Consider the following 21,414-nt stretch of genomic DNA (forward strand, 5'->3'; position numbering starts at 1 on the left):
GTTTTTTATTACTTAGAGGTGAATAACTGAAGGTTAAGCGCCAATGATCGCGTTCAAGGTTTGGCTTGGACGCATTAGTGCTGATGCTTTTTCAAACACTGGCGCATAGTAACCACCCAAATCACCAGGAGTACCTTGTGCTTGATTCAGCTCAGAGACGATAACCTGTTCATTTTCTTGCAGCTGCTTCGCAATCGGTGCGAATTCCGCCGCTAAATCAGCATCCGCCGTCTGCTCTGCTAAGGCCCCAGCCCAGTAGGTTGCAAGATAGTAGTGACTGCCACGGTTATCAAGCTCACCAACTCTGCGCGATGGTGATTTATTGAGATCAAGGAACTTACCAGTGGCTTTATCAAGCGCATCGGCTAGTACTTTCGCTTTTGCATTTCCAGTGACAACACTCAAATGTTCCAAAGACGCCGCCAGCGCCAAAAACTCGCCTAACGAGTCCCAACGCAAGTGGTTTTCTTTCTCAACCTGCTGAACCGTGTTTTGGTGCAGAACCACCAGCACCTGTTTCAAACAAGCCACCGCCATTCATTAAGGGAACAATCGACAACATTTTAGCCGAGGTACCAAGCTCGAGAATGGGGAATAGATCTGTGAGGTAATCACGCAGTACGTTACCCGTAACTGAGATGGTATCTTTACCCGCTTTGAGACGCTCAAGTGTGAACTGAGTCGCTTCAACAGGTGATAGGATCTGAATATCTAAGCCAGCCGTATCATGATCAGCAAGGTAGACGTTGACTTTTTTGATCAATTCACGGTCATGCGCACGCTGATCGTCTAACCAGAAAATCGCAGGAACACCAGTAGCTCTGGCACGAGTCACGGCCAGTTTCACCCAGTCTTGGATCGGTGCATCTTTTACTTGGCACATGCGGAAAATATCACCAGCTTCAACAGTTTGCTCTAGCAATACTTTGCCGGAGGTATCCACAACACGTACCGAACCCGCGGCATCGAGGATAAAGGTTTTATCGTGCGATCCATATTCTTTCAGCTTTTTGCGCCATAAGGCCCACGTTTGGCACACTGCCCATCGTTGTTGGGTCAAATGCGCCATGCTTTTTACAAAAATCAATCACCGCTTGATAAACGCCAGCGTAGCAGCGATCTGGGATCAGTGCTTTGGTGTCTTGTTGCTTGCCATCTGGCCCCCACATTTGACCAGAAGCGCGCAGCATTGCTGGCATTGACGCATCAACAATGATATCGCTTGGGACATGTAGGTTAGTAATGCCTCGGTCAGAATCAACCATCGCAAGTGGTGGTTGCGTGTTATAAACCGCTTGAATCGCGGCTTTCAATTTCTTCTTTCTGTGCTTGTGGCAATGCTTGAAATTTTCGCGTAAACATCGCCTAGGCCATTGTTGACATCAACACCTAATGAGTCAAACAACGCGCCATACTTCGCAAATACGTCTTTGTAGTACACTTTAACGGCATGGCCGAAAATGACTGGGTCAGACACTTTCATCATGGTTGCTTTCATGTGTAAGGAAAGCAGCACATCTTGCTGTTTCGCTGCTGCGATTTGTTGCTCGAAAAACTCAACTAACGCTTTTTTGCTTAGAACTGAAGCATCGATAATTTCTTTATCAAGCAGCGCAAACTCTTTCTTTAAGACTTTAGTCGAGCCATCATGGCCGACAAACTCAATTTTGACCTTAGTGTCACCTTCAATGGTGACTGACTTTTCTGTCCCATAGAAATCTTTGTCTTGCCATGCTGGCAACATGTGAACGGGATTGCGGTGACCATGCGCCCATTGAATGTGGGTTTTTCTTCGCATAATTCTTGACTGATAATGGTGCACGGCGATCGGAGTTTCCTTCACGCAACACTGGGGTTAACCGCACTGCCTTTGATTTTATCGTAAGTCGCTTTAATCGCTTCTTCTTCGTAGGTACTTTGTTCTTCAGGATAATTTGGTAGGTCGTAACCTTTTTCCTGCAACTCTTTAATCGCGGCTTTCAATTGTGGGACCGATGCCGAAACGTTAGGCAGTTTAATAATATTCGCTTCTGGTTTGGTCGCCAGTTCACCTAATTCGGCAAGCGCATCACTTACACGTTGATTTTCTTTTAAATGTTCTGGGAAGCTGGCAAGGATACGCGCAGCCAGTGAAATATCGCGGGTTTCAACGCTAATGCCTGACGAGGCGGTAAAGGATTGGATAATCGGCAATAAAGAATAAGTGGCCAGTGCTGGTGCTTCGTCTGTGATGGTATAAATAATTGTAGGTTTTTCTGTAGGCATGAAAAATTTCCCTATTTGTTCTAGCAGCACCATTGGATGAAACAGCGCTGTGTGATTGTCCGTGTCAAGTGGGTTAGCATCCTCGCGACTTGAACACGATAGCGTCACTCTTTCAAAAACTGAATCGAATGTCGTTGAGCGTTATCCGATTTTAGTCATTGAGTGAAAATACGTATACACCCAAACCCTTTATTGATACTGAATCCAAATAGCATGGGTTGAGTATAATTAAACAAAACTAGGATAATAGTCTATTATCTTGTGCGTCAATCCTGTTTCTGGGCGCGCAAATCATAGCTTAAATCCAAAGTTCAGAAAACTTTCAAACACACTTCATTTACATTTTTGCAAGGTAGTTAACATGTCATCCCGCTTGCGTCGTGATTCTTCATCAGTATCAAAACCCTCAGGCTCTTCTCATTTTAAACGGCGCGATCCACATCAGCGTTCAACCACCCGCACCTCTTCATCTGCAGAAGAGGTAAAAAAACGAGTATCACTTGCTGATCGAAAAGTCATTATCTTTAATAAACCTTTTGATACGCTAAGCCAGTTTACCGATGGTGATGGGCGCAAAACTCTCGCTGATTTTATTCCCGTAAAAGAGGTGTATGCCGCAGGTCGTTTGGACAGAGACAGCGAAGGCTTGATGGTGCTCACCAATGACGGCATCTTGCAAGCGAGACTAACGCAGCCGCAGTCAAAATTACCAAAAACGTATTGGGTGCAAGTAGAAGGAGAACCCGCTCAAAACGATTTAGATAAATTGCGCCAAGGTGTAGAGCTAAAAGATGGCATGACGCTGCCTGCCAAGGTTGAGATTTTGCAACCGCCTACCTTGTGGGAACGTAATCCACCGGTTCGTTTTCGCGCACAAATCCCAACCACATGGCTTGCGATTACCATTACTGAAGGTAAAAACCGGCAAGTACGACGTATGACAGCGCATATTGGCTTTCCAACACTGCGCTTAGTGCGCTACGCGATGGGCGACATTGTTTTAGGCGATCTACAACCCGGTGAGTGGAAAGAAATTACCCTATAACACCGCTCTCAAAAAACGGAAGCCTCTTTATTTAAGAGGCTTCACTGTGTTTATTTATGGCGTTCTTTAAGCTTATCAATCACATCACTCAACGCTAATCCTTGGTCTTGCAATAGCACCAATAAGTGATAAATCAAATCAGCAGACTCACACACTAACTCCGCCTTATCGCCCGACGTCGCCGCAAGCGCAACTTCAACGCCCTCTTCGCCCACTTTCTGCGAAATACGCTTGGTTCCACGGGCATAAAGGCTGGCAGTATAAGAGGAATCAGGGTCGGCACTCTTGCGGGCAGCCAATAGCTGCTCAAGCTGATGAAGCCACACCATTTGAGACTCTTCTTGTGCATCGTTATCCCAACAGGTTGTAGTTCCGGTATGGCACGTTGGCCCAATGGGATTCACTTTGACCAATAAAGTGTCGTTATCACAATCGAGCGCCATGTTTTTCAACTGTAACACATGACCAGAGGTCTCTCCTTTGGTCCAAAGGCGCTGCTTGCTGCGAGAAAAGAAAGTCACTTGGCCTGTTTGCGCGGTTTTTTGCAACGCATCTTGGTTCATATAACCCATCATGAGCACTTGACTCGATTGAAAATCTTGCACTATCGCCGGAACAAGGCCATCAACTTTGTTCCAATCGATACGCTCAGAAAGTGCAACCGCACTCGATACTTGAAAACTCATCGTCTTACCTCTACACCTTCTGCTTGTAAATATTGTTTTAATTCGCCGATATTGATGATCTGCTTGTGAAAAACCGATGCCGCCAACGCGCCATCGACATGAGCTTGTTGGTAAGCTTGCGCAAAGTGCTCCATCGTCCCCGCCCCGCCAGAAGCGATAAGTGGCACGCGACACACAGCACGTACCTTCTGGAGTTGCTGTAGATCATAACCATTACGCACGCCGTCTTGGTTCATCATATTCAATACGATTTCACCCGCACCACGTTTTTGTACCTCTTGTACCCAATCGCAAGTTTGCCACTGTGTTGCTTTGGTGCGCGTCTCATCGCCAGTAAATTGATAGACCTGGTACTGACCCGTGTCTTGATCGAAGTAAGAGTCGATGCCGACCACAATACATTGCACGCCAAATTTATCCGCCAAGTCAGTAATCAACTGTGGGTTAGCGAGTGCTGGAGAGTTAATGGAGACTTTATCTGCACCAAATTCTAAAATTCGCGCAGCATCTTCGGCAGATTTAATACCGCCCGCGACGCAAAATGGAATATCAATCACTGCCGCGACACGCGCAACCCAACTTTTATCCACCACTCGGCCATCACTCGACGCGGTAATGTCGTAAAACACCAACTCATCCGCGCCCTCTTCGGCGTAGCGTTTTGCAAGCGGTACGATATCACCAATGATTTCGTGATTGCGAAACTGCACCCCTTTCACTACTTGTCCATCGCGGACATCCAAACAAGGAATTATGCGTTTTGCCAACATTCGAATGCCTCCTGAGCGGTGAACTTACCATCTAATAAGGCACGACCGACGATCACGCCAGCAACACCACTGCCTGTTAAGGCTTTGATGTCCGCTAAGCTACCGATACCACCTGAGGATTGAAACTGTACTTGTGGGTACTGTTTGCATAAATCGATATACAACTCAACGTTAGAACCGGCTAGTGTGCCATCGCGGGAAATATCAGTGCACAATACGTGCGTCAAACCGACCGTTAGGTAATCATCAATCAAGGCTTCTATCGTTACACCTGAATCTTCTTGCCAACCTGAAATGGCCACTTTACGTGTGCCGTATTGATCAATGTTGATGTCGAGCGCTAGCACAATTTTTTCTGCGCCATATTTTTCCATCCATCCTTTGACTAATTCAGGCTGTTTTACGGCCGTAGAACCGACAACCACACGCTGCGCACCCGCATTTAATAAATCCACCACATCTTGCTCACTACGAACACCGCCACCAATTTGAATCTTGGCAGGGGTACTGGCAAGCAGTTTGGCAATCAGATCAAGCTGTCGGGCTGAGGTATCTTTTGCCCCCGTTAAATCAACAAGGTGCAGCCAGTTGGCTCCAGATTGGTGATAAAGGTTGAACTGCTCTGCAGGGTCAACTTTGTATTCGGTAACTTGACCATAATCGCCTTGAAATAAGCGAACCACTTGGCCATCAATTAAATCTAATGCTGGAATAATCATTGCTAATTCCCTTTTATAATTCCAAGAAGTTCTTGATCAGTGCTGAGCCAGCTTTGGATGAGCGCTCTGGGTGAAATTGGACACCATAGTAATTACCGCTTTGCAGCGCCGCGGTGAAAAGCTTGCCGTATTCACATTCAGCAATCGTGTATTCACCGACGGGCATGGCGTAGCTATGGACAAAATAGAAATATTCACCCTGCTCAATGCCTTTAAACAGAGGATGGCCGCTTTCGGCATTGACCGTGTTCCAACCCATATGTGGCAGTGGTAAATCGCCTGTATCCATCAGGCGAACCTCTCCATCACATAAGCCTAAACATTCAACAATGTCATTAGCTTGCTGTCCTTTTTCTTCTGACAGTTGACCTAACAGTTGCATGCCTAAGCAGATGCCGAGCAGTGGCTTTTCAACCTGTTTCACCAAGGTGATTAAATCGCGCTGTTGCAGATTTTTCATCGCCTCACTTGCCGTACCGACACCGGGTAAAAACAGCTTATCTGCCGTCAACACCACATCAGGATCTTTTGAAATAGTGACTGGGTAACCCAAGCGTTCGATGGCAAATTTCACGGAAGAAACATTAGCGCAGCCTGTATCAATGATGACGACCTTTTGCGGCTGGCGGCTGTTATCACTCATCGCTTCACGGACTGACGACATTACAGTACTCCTTTGCTGCTAGGTAGTTCATTGCCTTCCACTTTAATGGCTTGGCGCAATGTGCGGCCAAAAGCCTTAAACAAACTTTCAATAATATGGTGATCATTCTCGCCACTGGATGAGAGATGCAGCGTACAGGCCAAAGTGTCGGTTAATGAACGGAAGAAGTGATATACCATTTCAGTGGAGAGATCGCCGACTTGCTCACGTGTAAAGGTGGCCTCAAATTTCAGATAAGGGCGACCCGAGAGATCGAGCGCACATTGTGCTAAACACTCATCCATCGGCAACGAAAAACCAAAACGACCAATGCCGCGCTTATCGCCTAATGCCTCTTTTAAGGCTTGCCCAAGTGCTAATGCGGTATCTTCAATGGTGTGGTGATCATCAATGTGCAGATCCCCATTAACGCTCAACTTCAATTGAAAACCGCCATGGGTTGCGATTTGGTCAAGCATGTGGTCAAAAAAACCTAACCCAGTAGCAATTTGATTGCCGCCCGCTTCATCCAAATTGACCGCAACTTTAATGTCGGTCTCTTTAGTGGTTCTCACCACTTCGGCGCTGCGCGCTTTCACGGTCAAGTCTTTAACTATTTCACGCCATCCCATACTTTTCGGATGATACTGAATGCCACGGATCGCCATATTTTCAGCCAGTTGCAGGTCGGTCATTCGATCGCCAATCACCACTGATTGCTGAAAATCGACTTTGCCTCCTTGCAGATACTCTTTAACCATCCCCAGTTTGGGTTTGCGGCAAGAGCAATTATCTTTTTCAAAGTGCGGGCAAATCAACACATCATCAAAGAGCACTCCTTGGGACTGAAAAATATCCATCATCATCGCATGAGGGGCATCGAAATCGGCTTGAGGATAGCTATCCGTCCCCAGTCCATCTTGGTTGGTGACCATTACCAGCCGATAACCCGCAGCCTGCAAAGCCAGTAGGCTTGGGATCACATACGGCTCTAGTTTCAGTTTGTCTAAACGATCAACTTGGAAATCGACCGGAGGCTCAACAATTAAGGTGCCGTCACGATCAATAAAGAGAATTTTTTGCTGTTTGCTCACTGGAATATCCTTTTCTATTGGCCAGTAACGTTACTTAAACGACTGGCTCTTTATTCATTTTGGGCTATTTATGGTGCTCGATTACTGATAATAATTGCGAATAAAAGCGAGTGTTTTTTCACACTCTTCGCGATTACCGATACTGATCCTCACGCAATCTTCAATCGGAGAATTGCGTAAAATGATGCCGTGATCCCAAGCGGCTTTAAACAATGCATCGCCATCGGGAAATTTCACTAATAGGTAGTTTCCCCACCCTTCAAACACAGTTAAATTGGGCACCATATACAACCCTGCTTGTAAGTAAGCACGGTTTGCATTGAGATCCAACACTTGGAATTTGGTACGAGCCAGCCCAGCTTCCGATAACGCTTGCACGGCAATGTCTGCTACCGGAATTGGCACGGGATAAGGTGCAATTACCTTCTGCAGCACATCAATCAGCTCTTTATTGGCCAAGGTAAAACCGCAGCGCAAACCGGCAAGCGCAAACGCTTTAGATAAGGTGCGTAAAATCGCCAAATTCGGGTATTGCGCTAATAAATCAACGGTTGAGGCTTCTGGACAGAAATCAATGTAGGCTTCATCCATCACGACAATAGCGCGGTCTTTAGTCATTTCCAGCAAAGCAATAATATCTTGGCGCTTAACCAAATTACCGGTTGGATTATTAGGACTACAAACGAAGATCAACTTCACGCTGTCCAAATTGGCACGAATGGCTGGCAGGTCGAGCTGCCAATCCGCTGTCAATGGCACCACTTTACGCTCGACACCGAACGTTTCAGCGCTAATCGCGTACATACCATAAGTCGGCGGACAGTATAAAATAGCGTCTTGATTGGGCTCACAAAATGCGCGGATCAAAAGCTCAATCCCTTCATCAGCACCACGTGAGGTCAACACCTGCTCTGGCTGTACCTTGGCATAAGCCGCATACGCATCGATCATGGCTTTGGGTTGGCAATCACTGTAACGGTTCAAACGCACAAAATCGGTTTTGTACTCATTATTGAATGGCGATTCGTTGGCATTGAGCCACACATCACCACTGCCGCCAATACGGCGAGCCGATAAGTAAGGTTTTAGTGCTTGAATTTGCTTACGAGCCAGTTTTTCCATTATTTTTTCGCCTTTTGCAATTTTTCGACTCGAATGGTGACCGCACGTTTGTGTGCATCCAATCCTTCAGCTTCTGCCATTGTGACCACGGTTGGCGCTAACCCTTGTAAGCCCTCTGCGCTGAGTTCTTGCACCGTCATGCGCTTACTAAAATCAGCTAAACCAAGGCTAGAATAAGTACGGGTGTAACCGTATGTTGGCAAAACGTGGTTGGTACCCGAAGCGTAGTCACCGGCTGATTCTGGTGACCAATCACCTAAGAAAATTGAGCCGGCGTTATCAAGTAACGGCAACAGTTCACGAGGGTTCCGCGTTTGCACAATTAAGTGCTCTGGGCCGTAGTAGTTCGAGATAGAAACCGCTTGGGTCAAAGAGTCAGCGATAATGATCAAACTAGAAGCCAAGGCCTTTTCTGCAATGGCGGCGCGAGATAAGCTTTTTAGCTGCTTTTGCACTGCATCTGTTACTTGATCGGCAATCACCGCTGAAGGGGTCACTAACACAACTTGTGAATCAGGCCCGTGCTCAGCTTGGCTAAGCAGATCAGCCGCGATGAAATCGGCATCAGCCGTATCATCAGCAATCACCAACACTTCCGAAGGACCCGCTGGCATATCAATCGCTGCACCGCGAAAGTCATTGCTCACTTGACGTTTTGCTTCTGTCACGTAGGCATTACCGGGGCCGAAGATTTTGTCCACTTTAGCAACGGATTTAGTCCCATAAGCCATTGCTGCAATCGCTTGACCACCACCAATGTTATACACCTCATCAATGTTACACAGCTTGGCCACGTAGAGGATTTCGTCCGCAATCGGTGGCGGTGAGCAAAGCACCACTTTACGGCACCCTGCAATTTGTGCAGGAACACCCAACATTAATACGGTAGAAGGTAAAGGCGCACTGCCTCCGGGAATGTACAAGCCCACCGTATTAATTGGACGCGTCACTTGCTCACACACCACTCCCGGCTGCGTTTCCACTTTGATCGGTTGCAGCTTTTGTGCTTTATGGAACTTAGTAATGTTCTCATAAGCTTGTTGAAGTGCTTGTTTCATCTTGTCAGAAAGACGCTCGCACGCCGCATCAATCTCACCACTTGAGACGCGAATTGAATCCGGTTTCACGCGGTCAAATTTTTCAGTTAACTCAATTAACGCTTGGTCACCTTGCGCTTTCACCTGCGCAATCACGGCGCTCACGGCAGCAGTGACATTGGCTCCTTCAGTAATGGCCGGGCGTTCTAAAATTGAATCTTGCTGAGTTTCACTCAACGATTGCCAAACGACAGTTCTCATCGCCGTTACTCCATCATTTTATCGATAGGTAAAACCAAAATAGAACTCGCCCCTAATGCTTTTAGGCGCTCCATGGTTCCCCAAAATAGGTTCTCGGTACTGACCACATGTACTGCAACACGATTTTTCTCCGCCGATAAAGGCAGCACTGTTGGGTCTTCCGCCCCCGGGAGTAAGTCTTTAATCGCTTCTAATTGATCAACCGGAGCATGCAGCATGATGTATTTGGACTCTTTGGCTTGAATCACGCCTTGCATACGCGTCAATAAACGAGCAATCAATGCTTGCTTATCTTCACTGAATTCACCTTGACGCTGAATAAGTGTTGCTTTGGATTGGAAGATAACTTCAGCCTCTTTGAGGCCATTCGCTTCTAATGTTGCGCCGGTAGAAACAAGGTCAGCAATCGCATCAGCTAGGCCAGCTCGTGGTGCAACCTCAACAGAACCGGTGAGCACACAAGTGCTAAAATCAATGCCCTTTTCATCCATGTACGCTTTGAGTAGCTGCGGATAAGTCGTGGCGATGCGTTTACCCGCCAAATCTTGAGGACCGTTGTATTGCTGATCTTTATTGATCGCAATGGATAAGCGGCAGCCACCAAAATCAAGACGGCGCAGTGAAACAAACTCACTTTTCTTATTTTGCGACAAGCGTTCTAAACGTACCTCTTCCAGCTCATTCTCACCAATGAAACCGAGATCAACCACGCCGTCCATCACCAGCCCGGGTATGTCGTCATCACGTACTAGTAGTAGATCGATCGGCATATTGAGAGAGTGAACGACAAGACGCTCACCCATGATATTGAATTTCACGCCGCATTTTTTAAGTAAGTCTTGGCACTCTGAGCTCAAGCGGCCTTTCTTCTGGATGGCAATTCTTAGGCGTTGTGTTTGCATGACAATTTCCCTGTGCAATGTATTGAATGTATTTGGAATTAAGTTAAAGCAAAATGAAAAAACCCTCGGGAGATTTGCGTTCTCCCGAGGGTTTTAATCTAAATGCTTTGACTTAACCACCGGGAGTTTCCTGCCTCCCGGGTATGCGTACACCTCCCCGAAAGATTATTTAGGGCGATGGTGATGAATGTTCATTACAAAATTACGCATACTTATCAGCTCTTATTGGTTTGCTGTCTTGACTCCACACTAACCAAGCTGATGTTCTTTTTCAACTAAAAATTTTGCTTTTTTAAAATCTTTTTTCACCGTCGTGCACCAGTAATAAAAAAGGGAAACTTTCGCTTCCCTTTCATCAACTCTATTTAACCAAAATACGGCTACAACGTCTCGCAATGTGTCATTTTTGATTTCGCCATAGCGGCCATAATCATGCACACAATGATAAATGCGACAGAGGCACAAGCCAACGAGATCAGCACTGACGCTGTCATTCCTAAAACAACAAAACCAACACTCGAAACCAAGGCCGTAGCCAGTGCATACGGTAATTGTGTCGCAACGTGATCAATGTGGTTACAGCGCGCGCCTGTCGACGATAAAATGGTGGTGTCAGAAATAGGAGAACAGTGGTCACCAAAAACAGAACCCGCAAGTACGGCGCTTAACATTGGCAGAATGAGAGCGATATCTGTTGCCGCAGCCATGTCTCCAGCAATGGGCAGCATGATGCCAAACGTTCCCCAAGAAGTGCCGGTTGAAAACGCCATCACGCCCGATAGTAAGAATAAGATGACGGGTAGCCAATGCGGATCAATATTACCTTGAACCAAAGATGACATGTACGCACCGGTTTTCATGTCCCCAATAACAGAGCCAATTGTCCACGCAAAAATCAGGATCAAAATCGCACCAAACATCGACTTAGCACCGATCCACAATGTATGACTGATGTCATTCATTGGCAGCTTTTGCTTAAACACAGTAAACAGAGCCATCGCCAAGCCAACTAGTCCGCCGTAAATCAACGAAGCGCCAACATTGGTGTTTTCAAACGCACCCAGCAGATCAAATGCTTTACCGTCTGCGGCTAAAGATTGACCACCCGTAAATAACATGGCTGAAACCGTTGCAATGATCAGTAATACGATAGGCAGAACCAGATCCAACACTTTGCCATGTTCACTCTCTTTGATATCAAGCTCTTCATTTAACTCATGTGCGTCTTGGCTATCGTTTGCATTTACGTCGTCAAATCCACGGCCTTGGGAAGCATTAATTTCATGCTGGCGCATTTGACCAATATCTAACTGGAACCACACCACAGCAAAGACCATCAACAGAGCAAAAATGGCGTAAAAGTTCATCGGTACTAAACGGATATAAGCGCCTAATGCCGAATATTCGGTAATTCCGTGAGAAACGAGAATACCGCCAATAATCGTCATAATGTACGCGCCCCAACTAGAAGCAGGCATCACAACGCACATCGGTGCTGCAGTTGAATCAAGGATATAGGCAAGTTTAGCGCGAGATACATAAAAGCGGTCAGTCACAGGGCGAGAAATAGAACCTACGGCCAAACTATTAAAATAATCATCAACGAAAATAAACACACCCAAAAATGCCGCCAGCAGTTTTGAGCCACGTTTACTTTTTACGCGGATTTGTGCCCATTCAGCAAAAGCACGAGTCCCGCCAGACAAAGTTAACAGCGCGGTCATCATACCTAATAAAAGCAAAAATCCGACGATACTCATATTCCAAGTGTTAATGCCGCCATCAGCAACAAAGACGCTCGATACCTTAGTAACAACATAACTGAATGCGCTGCCAACAGAATAATCCGCGAGTAATACAGCGCCTAATACAATACCGACACCTAATGAAACAAGCACTCTGCGTGTAAGAACAGCCAAGCTTAATGCCACTAGAGGCGGTAACAGAGATAGAGGAGATGATGCAAAATCGATTAAATTCATGATCTTCAAAAACCAGTAAGTAAATGGTTAGAGATCTACTGCAGACAAATTACGAGCAAAAATAACAACGTAATTCATGTTGAACTAAGCGAAAGGGAAGCGAACACTTCACCCAACCCCACAGTAGCGCTCCATAGTTTAAAAAAAATAGACTATGGCAGTGTTGTTCCTATTCGAATACAACCCCAGCAAGCGGCTTTAATGTACGCACTTACTTCGGCGATAAAACCTTTCACTTTTGTTCATTGGCATTACCCCAACAGAAGTTACTATTTTCCACCGCACCTCTACGTCAAAGAAAGAACAATAAATCACCATTATTCAGCTATTTTAATAATGATAAATCTCTTACTTCGCTTTAGGTAAATGACATTGTACTTAACAACAAATGCATTGCAACCGATCATGTCATTAAAATGCATCAATTATCGATCACATTCATGAAGAAACGTTGAGACTTCTTTCATAATGTGGTGCAATGAATATCACGAGGATTATAATAAAAACATTAATTATAACTCTATCTAAAAAGCACTGATGATCTTCTTGATACTACTACTTATGTATGAAATCAGCTCATCATTAACAAGTTCATATTTTTTTTGATTTTTATTCAACTATAAAAATTTCATTAATATTTGAATCTAATATTGTAAGTACCAATTCTGCAGTTTATTATTGCTGAGTCGACTAAATTAAATCAAATAGGAATAGTCATGTCTGAATTAACAAAAACTCTACTTAATATTCGTAGCCTACGCGCTTTTTCCCGTGAACTCACTCTAGAGCAGCTTGAAGAAGCACTAGATAAATTAACGATCGTTGTTCAAGAACGCAGAGAAGTGGAAGAAGAAGAACGCTCTGTTCGCGCAGAGCAAGAAGCGAAGCTGGCAGCGATTGCAGAACAGATTGCTAAAGATGGTATCGATGTTAGTGCCCTAATATCGGCACTTTCTGGTGAAACTAAGAGCAAAGTTAAAGTTCAAGGCAAACGCGCACCTCGTCCAGCAAAATACAAATATCTTGATACCAATGGCCAAGAAAAAACATGGACAGGTCAAGGTCGTACACCTTCGGCAATTCAAGAGCAACTTGATGCAGGTAAATCTTTAGAAGAATTCGAGATTTAATAACTCTTTAGTAAATAAAAAGGCTCCTAACGGAGCCTTTTTATTATTTTAATCTTTTATCTTTCCCAATACGCTTCTTCTAAGCTGTCTTCACGTTCAGGTAAACCACGTGACAAACGAGGCGAATGCTGGGCTAGCACCTCATAACTGGCACGGTTAGAATATTTGCAAACTTGCGAGAAGGATGAATAGGTTAAAAAATTATTCTGATGCTTGCTCGAATTAGGAACGTTCTCTTTATGATATTTATTGGCTGCCATATCATGCAGCAATGCCGATAACGCCGCATCTCCCGCACCATTAGTATTTTTAATTTTTTCAGGCCCACCCATATAGGGTGAAATATGAGAATAAACACGTATTGGATTTTCACAGCTTATTTTCGATGCTGGGCGACTAAATTCATAACGATTGAATTCAGCAATAGAACCAGGTAATAGTGGCAACGATGTTTCACGTTTCGCTGCATCTTCAGTATATCCTGCCATAAATAAACCGACTGGTCCTGCGGTACATAATACAAGATCGACCCAATCTAAAGCTTTATTTGACGCTGCAAGAGGATCATTTTCTCCGGTTAATGCTTCGGCTTCATCTTCATTCATCGCAACAACGGTAACATGATCACGTAAAAAATCTTGCCAAAATTGAGGGTCGCCTTGAATCACAAATTTAGTGCCTAAGGTTAACACCACAGGCACATCATATTTCTTAGCATATTCAATCGCTCTCATTGTTGCCTCCGGCATTGGATCACCAGTTTTACAGCGAATTAAATAAGCGGTCAGTACTAAGGCAGAAGCACTTTTAAATATTTTTTCTGGAACACTTTCTGCGCGAAGTTGATTCATCTGCCCTTCACTGATCGCAAAGGTTCTCTCGCCATCTTCGGTGATCAAGGCAAAACAGCGACCAATCGCACCATCGACCGCTTGTAAATAATTCAGATCCATCCGACTGGATGTATTACACAAATAACGATAACCGTAGCTGCCGATTTTAATATCTTGGCTCATCACACCTAACAACGTTGAGCGATCATCAGCCAGTACCGAATAATTGTGTAATGTGTTGCCAATCGTTCCCCCCGCATATTCGTTAGTAATAAGGCCATTTTGTTTGAGCTCAGTGTACAAAGCTTCAGCCTTTTGGTCGTCAATCACTAATGAATGGCCTTTACTAAGCTCATATTTGTCAATGAGGTCAGTATTTACTTTCGCCTCTATATCCACCAATGTCTGGTCGATACCAATAATATGTGTGCGCGACATTTTTTTATTTTCTTGTGCTTGGATCACAAGTGGGTCACGAGCATGGACAGGAAAGTAGTGCTTTGATTTGCGTTGGCCAGGAAATTTCATAACATCAGTCTGAGTAGAGGGGAAAAAGATGCGCGATTCTACCGCGCACCCATTAGCGCGGCAACTAAGGCAATCATAGCAAACGTTTGCTCTTGGTTATTTTTATTCACCTTCCATAAAGCTGAGATCAGGTAACCTATCTAAATGCTCTGAATAGCGTTTTAGGTCAAATTGCCCTTCGTTTTTCATCACATCAAAAATCTCAATTGCAAGCGCACAAGCTATCGATGCTACGGCGTCTTCCCTTGAATGGCCTGTCATCATTAGGCGCATCAAGGTTTCTTTAACTTTTATCGGATTCCCATCCGCAAGCTGGTTCTCTACGGTTTCGATGAGAAACGCGTCATCCATAATCTGGTTGTCATCTTGCATTTTGCGACCTTTTATTACGCTTTAAAATTGCACGCACTATGCCATAAGCAAGAGTGGAATTCTAAAACTAATTATGGACAATATTGATGGAAACAAAGCCAATTAAACTCAATGGAAGTGTGATTACTGTCTCGGATCTGTTGCGACGAAAATCTTTCTGCTAGAATCTGCGACCAAGTCAATCGAGTGGTACTAAGTAATGTCAAACAACCGCAGCGCAAACAGCCAAAAGAAAGTCATCGTCGGCATGTCCGGTGGTGTTGACTCCTCCGTTTCGGCATATCTTCTCAAAGAGCAAGGTTATCAAGTAGAAGGCCTGTTCATGAAGAACTGGGAAGAAGATGATAACGAGGAATATTGTACAGCGGCGGAAGATTTAGCCGATGCACAAGCCGTGTGCGATAAGTTAGACATCCCTCTTCATACCATTAATTTTGCCGCCGAATATTGGGACAACGTATTTGAATATTTCCTTGAGGAATATAAAGCAGGGCGAACTCCCAACCCAGACATTCTTTGTAACAAAGAAATCAAGTTTAAGGCCTTTTTAGAGTTTGCAGATGAAGTGCTAGATGCCGATTATATCGCCATGGGCCACTATGTTCGACGCACCTTTCCTGACGGTAATGATAAACCACAAATGCTGCGCGGCTTGGACAACAACAAAGACCAAAGCTACTTCCTGTACACATTAAGCCATGAACAAGTGGCTCGTAGCTTATTCCCTGTAGGTGACTTAGAAAAACCCGAAGTTCGACGCATCGCTGAACAACAGGACTTAATCACAGCAAAGAAAAAAGATTCAACCGGTATCTGTTTCATCGGTGAGCGCAAATTTACTGACTTCTTATCTCGCTATTTACCTGCACAACCGGGTAAAATCCAGACACCAGAAGGTCTCGTAATTGGTGAGCATCAAGGCCTGATGTACCATACTTTAGGTCAACGCAAAGGGTTACACATTGGTGGCCAAAAAGGCGGTGGCGGTAACGAGGAACCATGGTATGTCGCTGATAAGGATCTCAAGCGCAACGTTTTGATTGCCGTCCAAGGCGCTGATCATCCATTATTGAAATCTCATGGCTTGATCGCTTCCCAATTACACTGGGTTGATCGTACACCAATCCAAGCAACGCTAAGCTGCACGGTAAAAACACGTTACCGTCAAACGGATATAGCGTGTACCATCATCCCTATTGATGATGAAAACATTAAAGTCATTTTTGATGAGCCACAAGTGGCCGTCACGCCTGGTCAATCCGCGGTTTTCTATCAAGGCGATGTGTGTCTTGGTGGTGGAATTATTGAGCAGCGAATTTAAACAACTTAGGAGTAATAAACGTGGCTAACACCCTTTATGACCATACCATCGCTTTTGCGGGTATCTGCCAAGCTGTCGCTTTAGTGCAACACGTAGCAAAAAATGGTCACTGTGATTCAGACGCGTTTGAAACTTCTCTAACGGCTATCTTAAGTACTAATCCAAATAATACACTTGATGTCTTCGGCTCTGAGGCGAACTTAAAAATTGGCCTCGAATGTTTGGTGAAAGGTATTGATAGCACGCCATCAGGGAGTGAGATCACTCGCTATATCATTAGCCTGATGGCATTAGAGCGTAAATTAAGCGCTCGTCGTGATGCGATGTCACAGTTGGGCGATCGTATTCAAACGATTGAACGTCAAATCAACCATTTTGACTTGCTTGATGAGCAGATGATCAGCAACCTTGCCAGTATCTACTTGGATGTTATCAGCCCTATTGGCCCGAGAATCCAAGTCACTGGGACCCCCACCATACTTCAGCAAACTTCAACCCAACACAAAGTGCGCGCCCTACTCCTTTCAGGAATTCGTTGCGCTGTCTTGTGGCGTCAGGTTGGAGGAAAGCGTCGCCATCTGATCTTCGGTCGTAAGAAAATGATCGAACAAGCTCAGATTTTGTTAGCTCGAATCTAACATTGACGCAAAGAATTCACTCTCAAACTTAACCTCAAAATTCAGGAGAAAAACATGGAACTGTCAGCCTTGACTGCTGTTTCACCGGTAGACGGCCGCTACGGAAGTAAAACGATTGCGTTACGCAGTATCTTTAGTGAGTTTGGTCTCCTCAAGTATCGGACCATTGTTGAAATTCGTTGGTTACAGAAGCTTTCAGCCACTGCTGGAATTGCCGAAGTTCCTGCATTCAGTGATGAAGCCAATCAATTTCTTAATGCGATAGCAGATAATTTTAGCGAAGAAGATGCCGCTCGTATTAAAGAAATTGAACGCACAACCAACCATGATGTTAAGGCTGTAGAGTATTTCTTAAAAGAAAAAGTAGCGGGTGTTCCTGAGCTGCACGCCGTTAATGAATTCATTCACTTTGCTTGTACTTCGGAAGACATCAACAACACATCTCACGCGCTCATGCTCAAAGAAGCTCGCGATAACGTGCTTCTTCCTGAAATGCGCAACATTATTGATGCGATTCGTCACTTAGCAGAAGAGTATCGGGATATTCCGTTATTGTCTCGTACCCACGGACAGCCAGCATCACCAAGTACTATGGGTAAAGAGATGGCTAATGTAGCGTACCGTATGGAACGCCAATATAAGCAGATTGCCAATATCGAGATTCTCGCCAAAGTAAACGGCGCAGTAGGTAACTACAACGCTCACCTTTCAGCCTATCCAGAACTAGACTGGCATACCTTTAGCGAAGAGTTTATTACCGAATCGCTAGGTGTGGCGTGGAACCCTTATACCACGCAAATTGAGCCGCATGATTATATTGCAGAGCTATTTGATGCCGTTGCCCGCTTTAATACTATTCTGATCGACTTCGATCGTGACATTTGGGGCTATATCGCTTTGGGTCACTTTAGACAAAGAACCATTGCGGGTGAAATTGGTTCATCGACGATGCCACATAAAGTCAATCCGATCGATTTTGAAAACTCAGAAGGTAACCTTGGCCTTGCTAATGCCGTGTTCAATCACCTAGCACAAAAGCTGCCTATCTCTCGCTGGCAACGTGACTTAACAGATTCAACCGTATTGCGTAACCTCGGTGTTGGTGTTGGCTATGCAATTATTGCCTATACTTCAACGCTAAAAGGGATCAGTAAACTGGAAGTGAACCGTGACGCGCTGCTTGCTGAACTCGATAAAAACTGGGAAGTTCTTGCGGAACCAGTGCAAACGGTTATGCGTCGCTACGGCATCGAAAAACCGTACGAGAAATTAAAAGAACTCACGCGCGGTAAGCGAGTCGATGGTGAAGCAATGCGCCACTTTATTGATGGCCTTGCGCTACCTGAAGCTGAAAAAGCACGCTTGAAAGAGATGACACCAGCCAACTACATTGGCCAAGCAATTGAGTTAACCGACAAATTGTAATGCTCTTCAATCTAGTCGATTAATGACAAAGCCCACTTCATCGTGGGCTTTGTTTTTTAAGGTCGTATTTGATGTTATATCGTTTTATACCATCAAAAAGCGTTAGGCGTACTGCTGCTCAAACTCTTGCATAAAATCAACTAAGGCTTGAACACCTTCCAGTGTCATTGCATTGTAAATAGAGGCACGCATACCACCTGCAACTCTGTGACCTTGTAGCGAAACTAAACCTCGAGCTTCGGCTAACTCTAAAAACGTGCTATCTAACTCTGGCTTCGCTAATTGGAAAGGCACGTTCATCAGTGAACGATTGTCTGGATGAATGTTATTACGATAAAAAGGTGATGCATCAATCGCGTTATAAAGCAGCGCGGCTTTCGCGCGGTTGATTTTCTCAATCGCCGCGACACCACCTTGCCCTTTTAGCCACTTGAATACGAGACCTGACAAATACCACGCAAATGTAGGTGGCGTGTTGAACATGGAATCTTGTTCAGCTTGCACTTTATAATTCAAGATAGCTGGCAGCACATCACTGGCTAAATCAAGTAAATCATCTCGAACAATCGCAATACAGATCCCCGCTGGCCCAATATTTTTCTGCGCTCCAGCATAAATAACACCGTACTTTGAGACGTCTATTTGGCGCGACAGAATCGTGGATGACATATCAGCTACAATCGGTTTATCTGTATCTGGTAAATCATTAATCTCAATACCATCGATCGTCTCATTCGGACAAAAATGCACGTAAGCCGACTCAGGATCAATTTTCCATTCGCTGGCCGGTAATATCGCTGTTTTGCCCTCTTTGGTCACTTTGGCATTGAAAACATCGGTTTCACAATATTTCTTCGCTTCTTTGACCGCACTTTCAGCCCAGTAACCCGCATCAATATAGGTCGCTTTAGTTGCATGACCCAATAGATTTAAAGGCACTGCTGCAAACTGAGCGCGCGCTCCACCTTGGCAAAATAACACTTTGTAATTACTCGGGATATTAAGCAAATCACGCAGATCTTGCTCCGCTTCTTGAGCAACATGAATAAAAGGTTTACTGCGATGACTGATTTCCATAACGGACGTGCCAAGCTCGTTCCAGTTAATAAACTCGGCTTGCGCTTTTTCCATCACCGCTTTCGGTAAGGCTGCTGGGCCTGCGCTGAAATTATAGACTGGGCCCGCTTGATTTGATTCCATGAGTTCCTTGCTCCTGCTATCGACAATTAATGTGATTAATACCACTTTTTGATGTGGATAAAAAGCGAGAAAAGAGCTTCTATCGGCTCTTTTCTCTTACTGATTGCTAAAACTCGCAAAATCGTTTGCTTGAGCGTCGTTCGCTATCGCATCAATGCTGGAAGTAATAGTGTCAATAGCGGCATTTGATTGCCATTTTCAAATTCCAAGTTGCCCTCTTTCAGTTCAGCTTGGAGTCGATATCCTTGATCGGTTTGCTGCATAATTTCCATCACAACAAGCTCATCAATACCTTGCTGGATAAAAGGAAAGTCCTCAACTAAGTGGTTAGAAATAAAAGAATCAATGTGACCAGTTAAGGAGGGTAAAATAATGCTAGGATCTTGCACCACGTTACTTGTTCCTTCAGGAACGGCAATCTTCCAGTTTGATTCAAATCCGCCTTGGCCAACTTTTAGCGCCATTTTATTCATCGATAGATAAAAACCTTTCTCGAATAATGATTGCACATAAGGCAACGCTTGTTGGATATCTTCATCAGACAGTTCAGGGCTATTTTGGTAAAGCGATGAGAGCTTCTCAAACGAGTCGCCATCTAAATCACCCAAGGTAAAGTCAAGATTGAGGTCCTTCACCTCGCCTTCGCTATAAGTTAATTTATCCATCTCAATCAAGTGATTGCTATCAAAACGAGAAGGCTCTCCTTTTAATACCGAATCAAAGGAATAACGCATGTTGTCCATACTCAGCGTATTTTCACCTAGCCCATCGACAAGATTAATTTTTGCCAACGCCAATGACTGTTGTCCTAGCCAGAAGCCTTTATCTTGTTTACCTATACCTTGACCAGTTAGCTGTGAAAGCATCATTTTTTCACCACTGGTAAAATCCAACTCAACAGAAGGAACATTCAGTTGATAAGTGATTTCACCTAGCACCGAAATATCACCGTTTAATGTAGCGGGCGTTGTCGAGAACGTCATCTCGCCATCTTCACTTTGGTAGTACCAACTGTCTAGCGCCACAGTGTATTGAGTATTGCCATTCAACTGCGTGATAGTGGTCATCGTCAATGGTAGGTTTTCTTGATCTGCAATAACGGAGGTAGCCGTTAAACCGAACAAGCCATGCTTAATCTCGCTATTGACTAAAACTTGGGTCGGTAAACCATCAGCAACAAACTGCTGCTTGAGGGTGTTATCTGCAATCTGATAACGTGTTTGCACAGTCGATGAGAGATAACCGCGATCATAACTGACAATTTCCGCCTCAATCGAGCCTGAAGAAAAATTGGCAATACCGTTAGTGACCAACTTTTCGCCAATTTGCCCGACAGCCAGCGGCCAACATAACGCTAACGCGATAGCACCACCAAGCGCGCCAATGATTTTTAACTGTTTCATAATATTCCATTCCTAAAGATTTCACTCAGTCTACCGTA

22 protein-coding genes, 1 pseudogene, 1 riboswitch and 1 other annotated feature are annotated in these 21,414 nt (G+C 44.7%); of the genes and pseudogenes, 5 read left to right on the forward strand and 18 right to left on the reverse strand.

The annotated features are described in order from the left end of the window. Positions 1-33: 33 nt before the first annotated feature. The 5 genes and pseudogenes from CCZ37_RS19570 to CCZ37_RS19595 form a co-directional block, all read right to left on the reverse strand. Positions 34-513, reverse strand: a complete 480-nt coding sequence (locus CCZ37_RS19570; protein ID WP_279627426.1) for an NADP-dependent isocitrate dehydrogenase — start codon at positions 511-513, stop codon at positions 34-36. Next, positions 473-1,039 (reverse strand): NADP-dependent isocitrate dehydrogenase, encoded by a 567-nt coding sequence (locus tag CCZ37_RS19575; RefSeq protein WP_279627402.1) that lies wholly within the window; start codon positions 1,037-1,039, stop codon positions 473-475. Before CCZ37_RS19575 ends, CCZ37_RS19570 begins: the two co-directional genes overlap by 41 nt. Further along, positions 981-1,313, reverse strand: coding sequence for an NADP-dependent isocitrate dehydrogenase (locus tag CCZ37_RS19580; RefSeq protein ID WP_279627403.1), 333 nt, complete (start codon positions 1,311-1,313; stop codon positions 981-983). Before CCZ37_RS19580 ends, CCZ37_RS19575 begins: the two co-directional genes overlap by 59 nt. Next, positions 1,310-1,865: pseudogene (locus CCZ37_RS19585) on the reverse strand (NADP-dependent isocitrate dehydrogenase). The gene CCZ37_RS19580 and the pseudogene CCZ37_RS19585 overlap by 4 nt, the downstream one beginning before the upstream one ends. Next, entirely contained in the window at positions 1,840-2,265 is a 426-nt protein-coding gene (locus tag CCZ37_RS19595) for an NADP-dependent isocitrate dehydrogenase (RefSeq protein ID WP_279627405.1), read from the reverse strand. Before CCZ37_RS19595 ends, CCZ37_RS19585 begins: the two are co-directional and overlap by 26 nt. A gap of 361 nt (positions 2,266-2,626) precedes the next feature. Between CCZ37_RS19595 and CCZ37_RS07635 the strand changes: the two genes are divergently transcribed. Beyond that, positions 2,627-3,310 (forward strand): pseudouridine synthase, encoded by a 684-nt coding sequence (locus tag CCZ37_RS07635; protein ID WP_206743894.1) that lies wholly within the window; start codon positions 2,627-2,629, stop codon positions 3,308-3,310. A gap of 50 nt (positions 3,311-3,360) precedes the next feature. Here the strand turns inward: CCZ37_RS07635 and hisIE are convergent, their stop codons facing one another. From hisIE to CCZ37_RS07680, 9 genes are all read right to left on the reverse strand, one after another. Then, positions 3,361-3,996 carry a bifunctional phosphoribosyl-AMP cyclohydrolase/phosphoribosyl-ATP diphosphatase HisIE gene (gene hisIE, locus CCZ37_RS07640; RefSeq protein WP_017043909.1) on the reverse strand — a complete coding sequence of 212 codons (636 nt, stop codon included), beginning with the start codon at positions 3,994-3,996 and terminating at the stop codon, positions 3,361-3,363. Next, positions 3,993-4,766 carry an imidazole glycerol phosphate synthase subunit HisF gene (gene hisF, locus CCZ37_RS07645; protein ID WP_094500216.1) on the reverse strand — a complete coding sequence of 258 codons (774 nt, stop codon included), beginning with the start codon at positions 4,764-4,766 and terminating at the stop codon, positions 3,993-3,995. Before hisF ends, hisIE begins: the two co-directional genes overlap by 4 nt. Beyond that, entirely contained in the window at positions 4,748-5,485 is a 738-nt protein-coding gene (gene hisA / locus CCZ37_RS07650; protein WP_017043907.1) for a 1-(5-phosphoribosyl)-5-[(5-phosphoribosylamino)methylideneamino]imidazole-4-carboxamide isomerase, read from the reverse strand. Before hisA ends, hisF begins: the two co-directional genes overlap by 19 nt. A gap of 13 nt (positions 5,486-5,498) precedes the next feature. Beyond that, complete coding sequence (gene hisH, locus CCZ37_RS07655; protein WP_010319250.1) at positions 5,499-6,149, reverse strand: imidazole glycerol phosphate synthase subunit HisH; 651 nt, start codon at positions 6,147-6,149, stop codon at positions 5,499-5,501. Beyond that, positions 6,149-7,222 (reverse strand): bifunctional histidinol-phosphatase/imidazoleglycerol-phosphate dehydratase HisB, encoded by a 1,074-nt coding sequence (gene hisB, locus CCZ37_RS07660; protein ID WP_094129376.1) that lies wholly within the window; start codon positions 7,220-7,222, stop codon positions 6,149-6,151. Before hisB ends, hisH begins: the two co-directional genes overlap by 1 nt. An 81-nt stretch (positions 7,223-7,303) precedes the next feature. Further along, positions 7,304-8,344 carry a histidinol-phosphate transaminase gene (hisC, locus tag CCZ37_RS07665; RefSeq protein ID WP_094500217.1) on the reverse strand — a complete coding sequence of 347 codons (1,041 nt, stop codon included), beginning with the start codon at positions 8,342-8,344 and terminating at the stop codon, positions 7,304-7,306. Continuing rightward, on the reverse strand, positions 8,344-9,642 hold the full coding sequence (hisD, locus tag CCZ37_RS07670) for a histidinol dehydrogenase (RefSeq protein ID WP_094500218.1): 1,299 nt from the start codon (positions 9,640-9,642) through the stop codon (positions 8,344-8,346). Before hisD ends, hisC begins: the two co-directional genes overlap by 1 nt. Positions 9,643-9,647: 5 nt before the next feature. Then, positions 9,648-10,544: an ATP phosphoribosyltransferase gene (gene hisG, locus CCZ37_RS07675; RefSeq protein ID WP_094500219.1), complete on the reverse strand. Its 897-nt coding sequence runs from the start codon at positions 10,542-10,544 to the stop codon at positions 9,648-9,650. Between the two features lie 53 nt (positions 10,545-10,597). Next, positions 10,598-10,734: a sequence feature (His leader region), on the reverse strand. 190 nt (positions 10,735-10,924) lie between these two features. Next, the gene (locus tag CCZ37_RS07680; protein WP_094500220.1) at positions 10,925-12,526 is read right to left on the reverse strand and encodes a Na+/H+ antiporter NhaC family protein; all 1,602 of its coding nucleotides are present in this window, start codon (positions 12,524-12,526) and stop codon (positions 10,925-10,927) included. A gap of 116 nt (positions 12,527-12,642) precedes the next feature. Continuing rightward, a riboswitch (Lysine riboswitch) is annotated at positions 12,643-12,824 on the reverse strand. Positions 12,825-13,242: 418 nt separating this feature from the next. On the opposite strand from CCZ37_RS07680, the gene CCZ37_RS07685 reads away from it, so the two are divergent. After that, the gene (locus CCZ37_RS07685) at positions 13,243-13,656 is read left to right on the forward strand and encodes an H-NS family histone-like protein (RefSeq protein ID WP_010319256.1); all 414 of its coding nucleotides are present in this window, start codon (positions 13,243-13,245) and stop codon (positions 13,654-13,656) included. A gap of 56 nt (positions 13,657-13,712) precedes the next feature. On the opposite strand, the gene CCZ37_RS07690 is transcribed toward CCZ37_RS07685, so the two are convergent. Both CCZ37_RS07690 and CCZ37_RS07695 read right to left on the reverse strand, forming a co-directional pair. Then, complete coding sequence (locus CCZ37_RS07690) at positions 13,713-15,017, reverse strand: inosine/guanosine kinase (protein ID WP_094500221.1); 1,305 nt, start codon at positions 15,015-15,017, stop codon at positions 13,713-13,715. Positions 15,018-15,119: 102 nt separating this feature from the next. Beyond that, positions 15,120-15,389, reverse strand: coding sequence for a hypothetical protein (locus CCZ37_RS07695; protein ID WP_010319700.1), 270 nt, complete (start codon positions 15,387-15,389; stop codon positions 15,120-15,122). Between the two features lie 199 nt (positions 15,390-15,588). Between CCZ37_RS07695 and mnmA the strand changes: the two genes are divergently transcribed. Genes mnmA through purB form a run of 3 tightly spaced genes read left to right on the forward strand, consistent with a single transcriptional unit; the run spans position 15,589 to position 18,773 of the window. Next, positions 15,589-16,710, forward strand: a complete 1,122-nt coding sequence (gene mnmA, locus CCZ37_RS07700; protein ID WP_094500222.1) for a tRNA 2-thiouridine(34) synthase MnmA — start codon at positions 15,589-15,591, stop codon at positions 16,708-16,710. Between the two features lie 20 nt (positions 16,711-16,730). Continuing rightward, positions 16,731-17,348 carry a high frequency lysogenization protein HflD gene (gene hflD, locus CCZ37_RS07705; RefSeq protein ID WP_094500223.1) on the forward strand — a complete coding sequence of 206 codons (618 nt, stop codon included), beginning with the start codon at positions 16,731-16,733 and terminating at the stop codon, positions 17,346-17,348. A 54-nt stretch (positions 17,349-17,402) separates the two neighbouring features. Continuing rightward, the gene (purB, locus tag CCZ37_RS07710; protein ID WP_010319697.1) at positions 17,403-18,773 is read left to right on the forward strand and encodes an adenylosuccinate lyase; all 1,371 of its coding nucleotides are present in this window, start codon (positions 17,403-17,405) and stop codon (positions 18,771-18,773) included. Between the two features lie 102 nt (positions 18,774-18,875). Here the strand turns inward: purB and serC are convergent, their stop codons facing one another. Both serC and CCZ37_RS07720 read right to left on the reverse strand, forming a co-directional pair. After that, positions 18,876-19,973 carry a 3-phosphoserine/phosphohydroxythreonine transaminase gene (gene serC, locus CCZ37_RS07715; protein ID WP_010319696.1) on the reverse strand — a complete coding sequence of 366 codons (1,098 nt, stop codon included), beginning with the start codon at positions 19,971-19,973 and terminating at the stop codon, positions 18,876-18,878. Positions 19,974-20,116: 143 nt separating this feature from the next. Next, positions 20,117-21,376 (reverse strand): DUF945 family protein, encoded by a 1,260-nt coding sequence (locus CCZ37_RS07720; protein WP_094500225.1) that lies wholly within the window; start codon positions 21,374-21,376, stop codon positions 20,117-20,119. Positions 21,377-21,414: the final 38 nt, after the last annotated feature.

The organism is Vibrio qinghaiensis, from assembly GCF_002257545.1.
GTDB lineage: Bacteria > Pseudomonadota > Gammaproteobacteria > Enterobacterales > Vibrionaceae > Vibrio > Vibrio ordalii.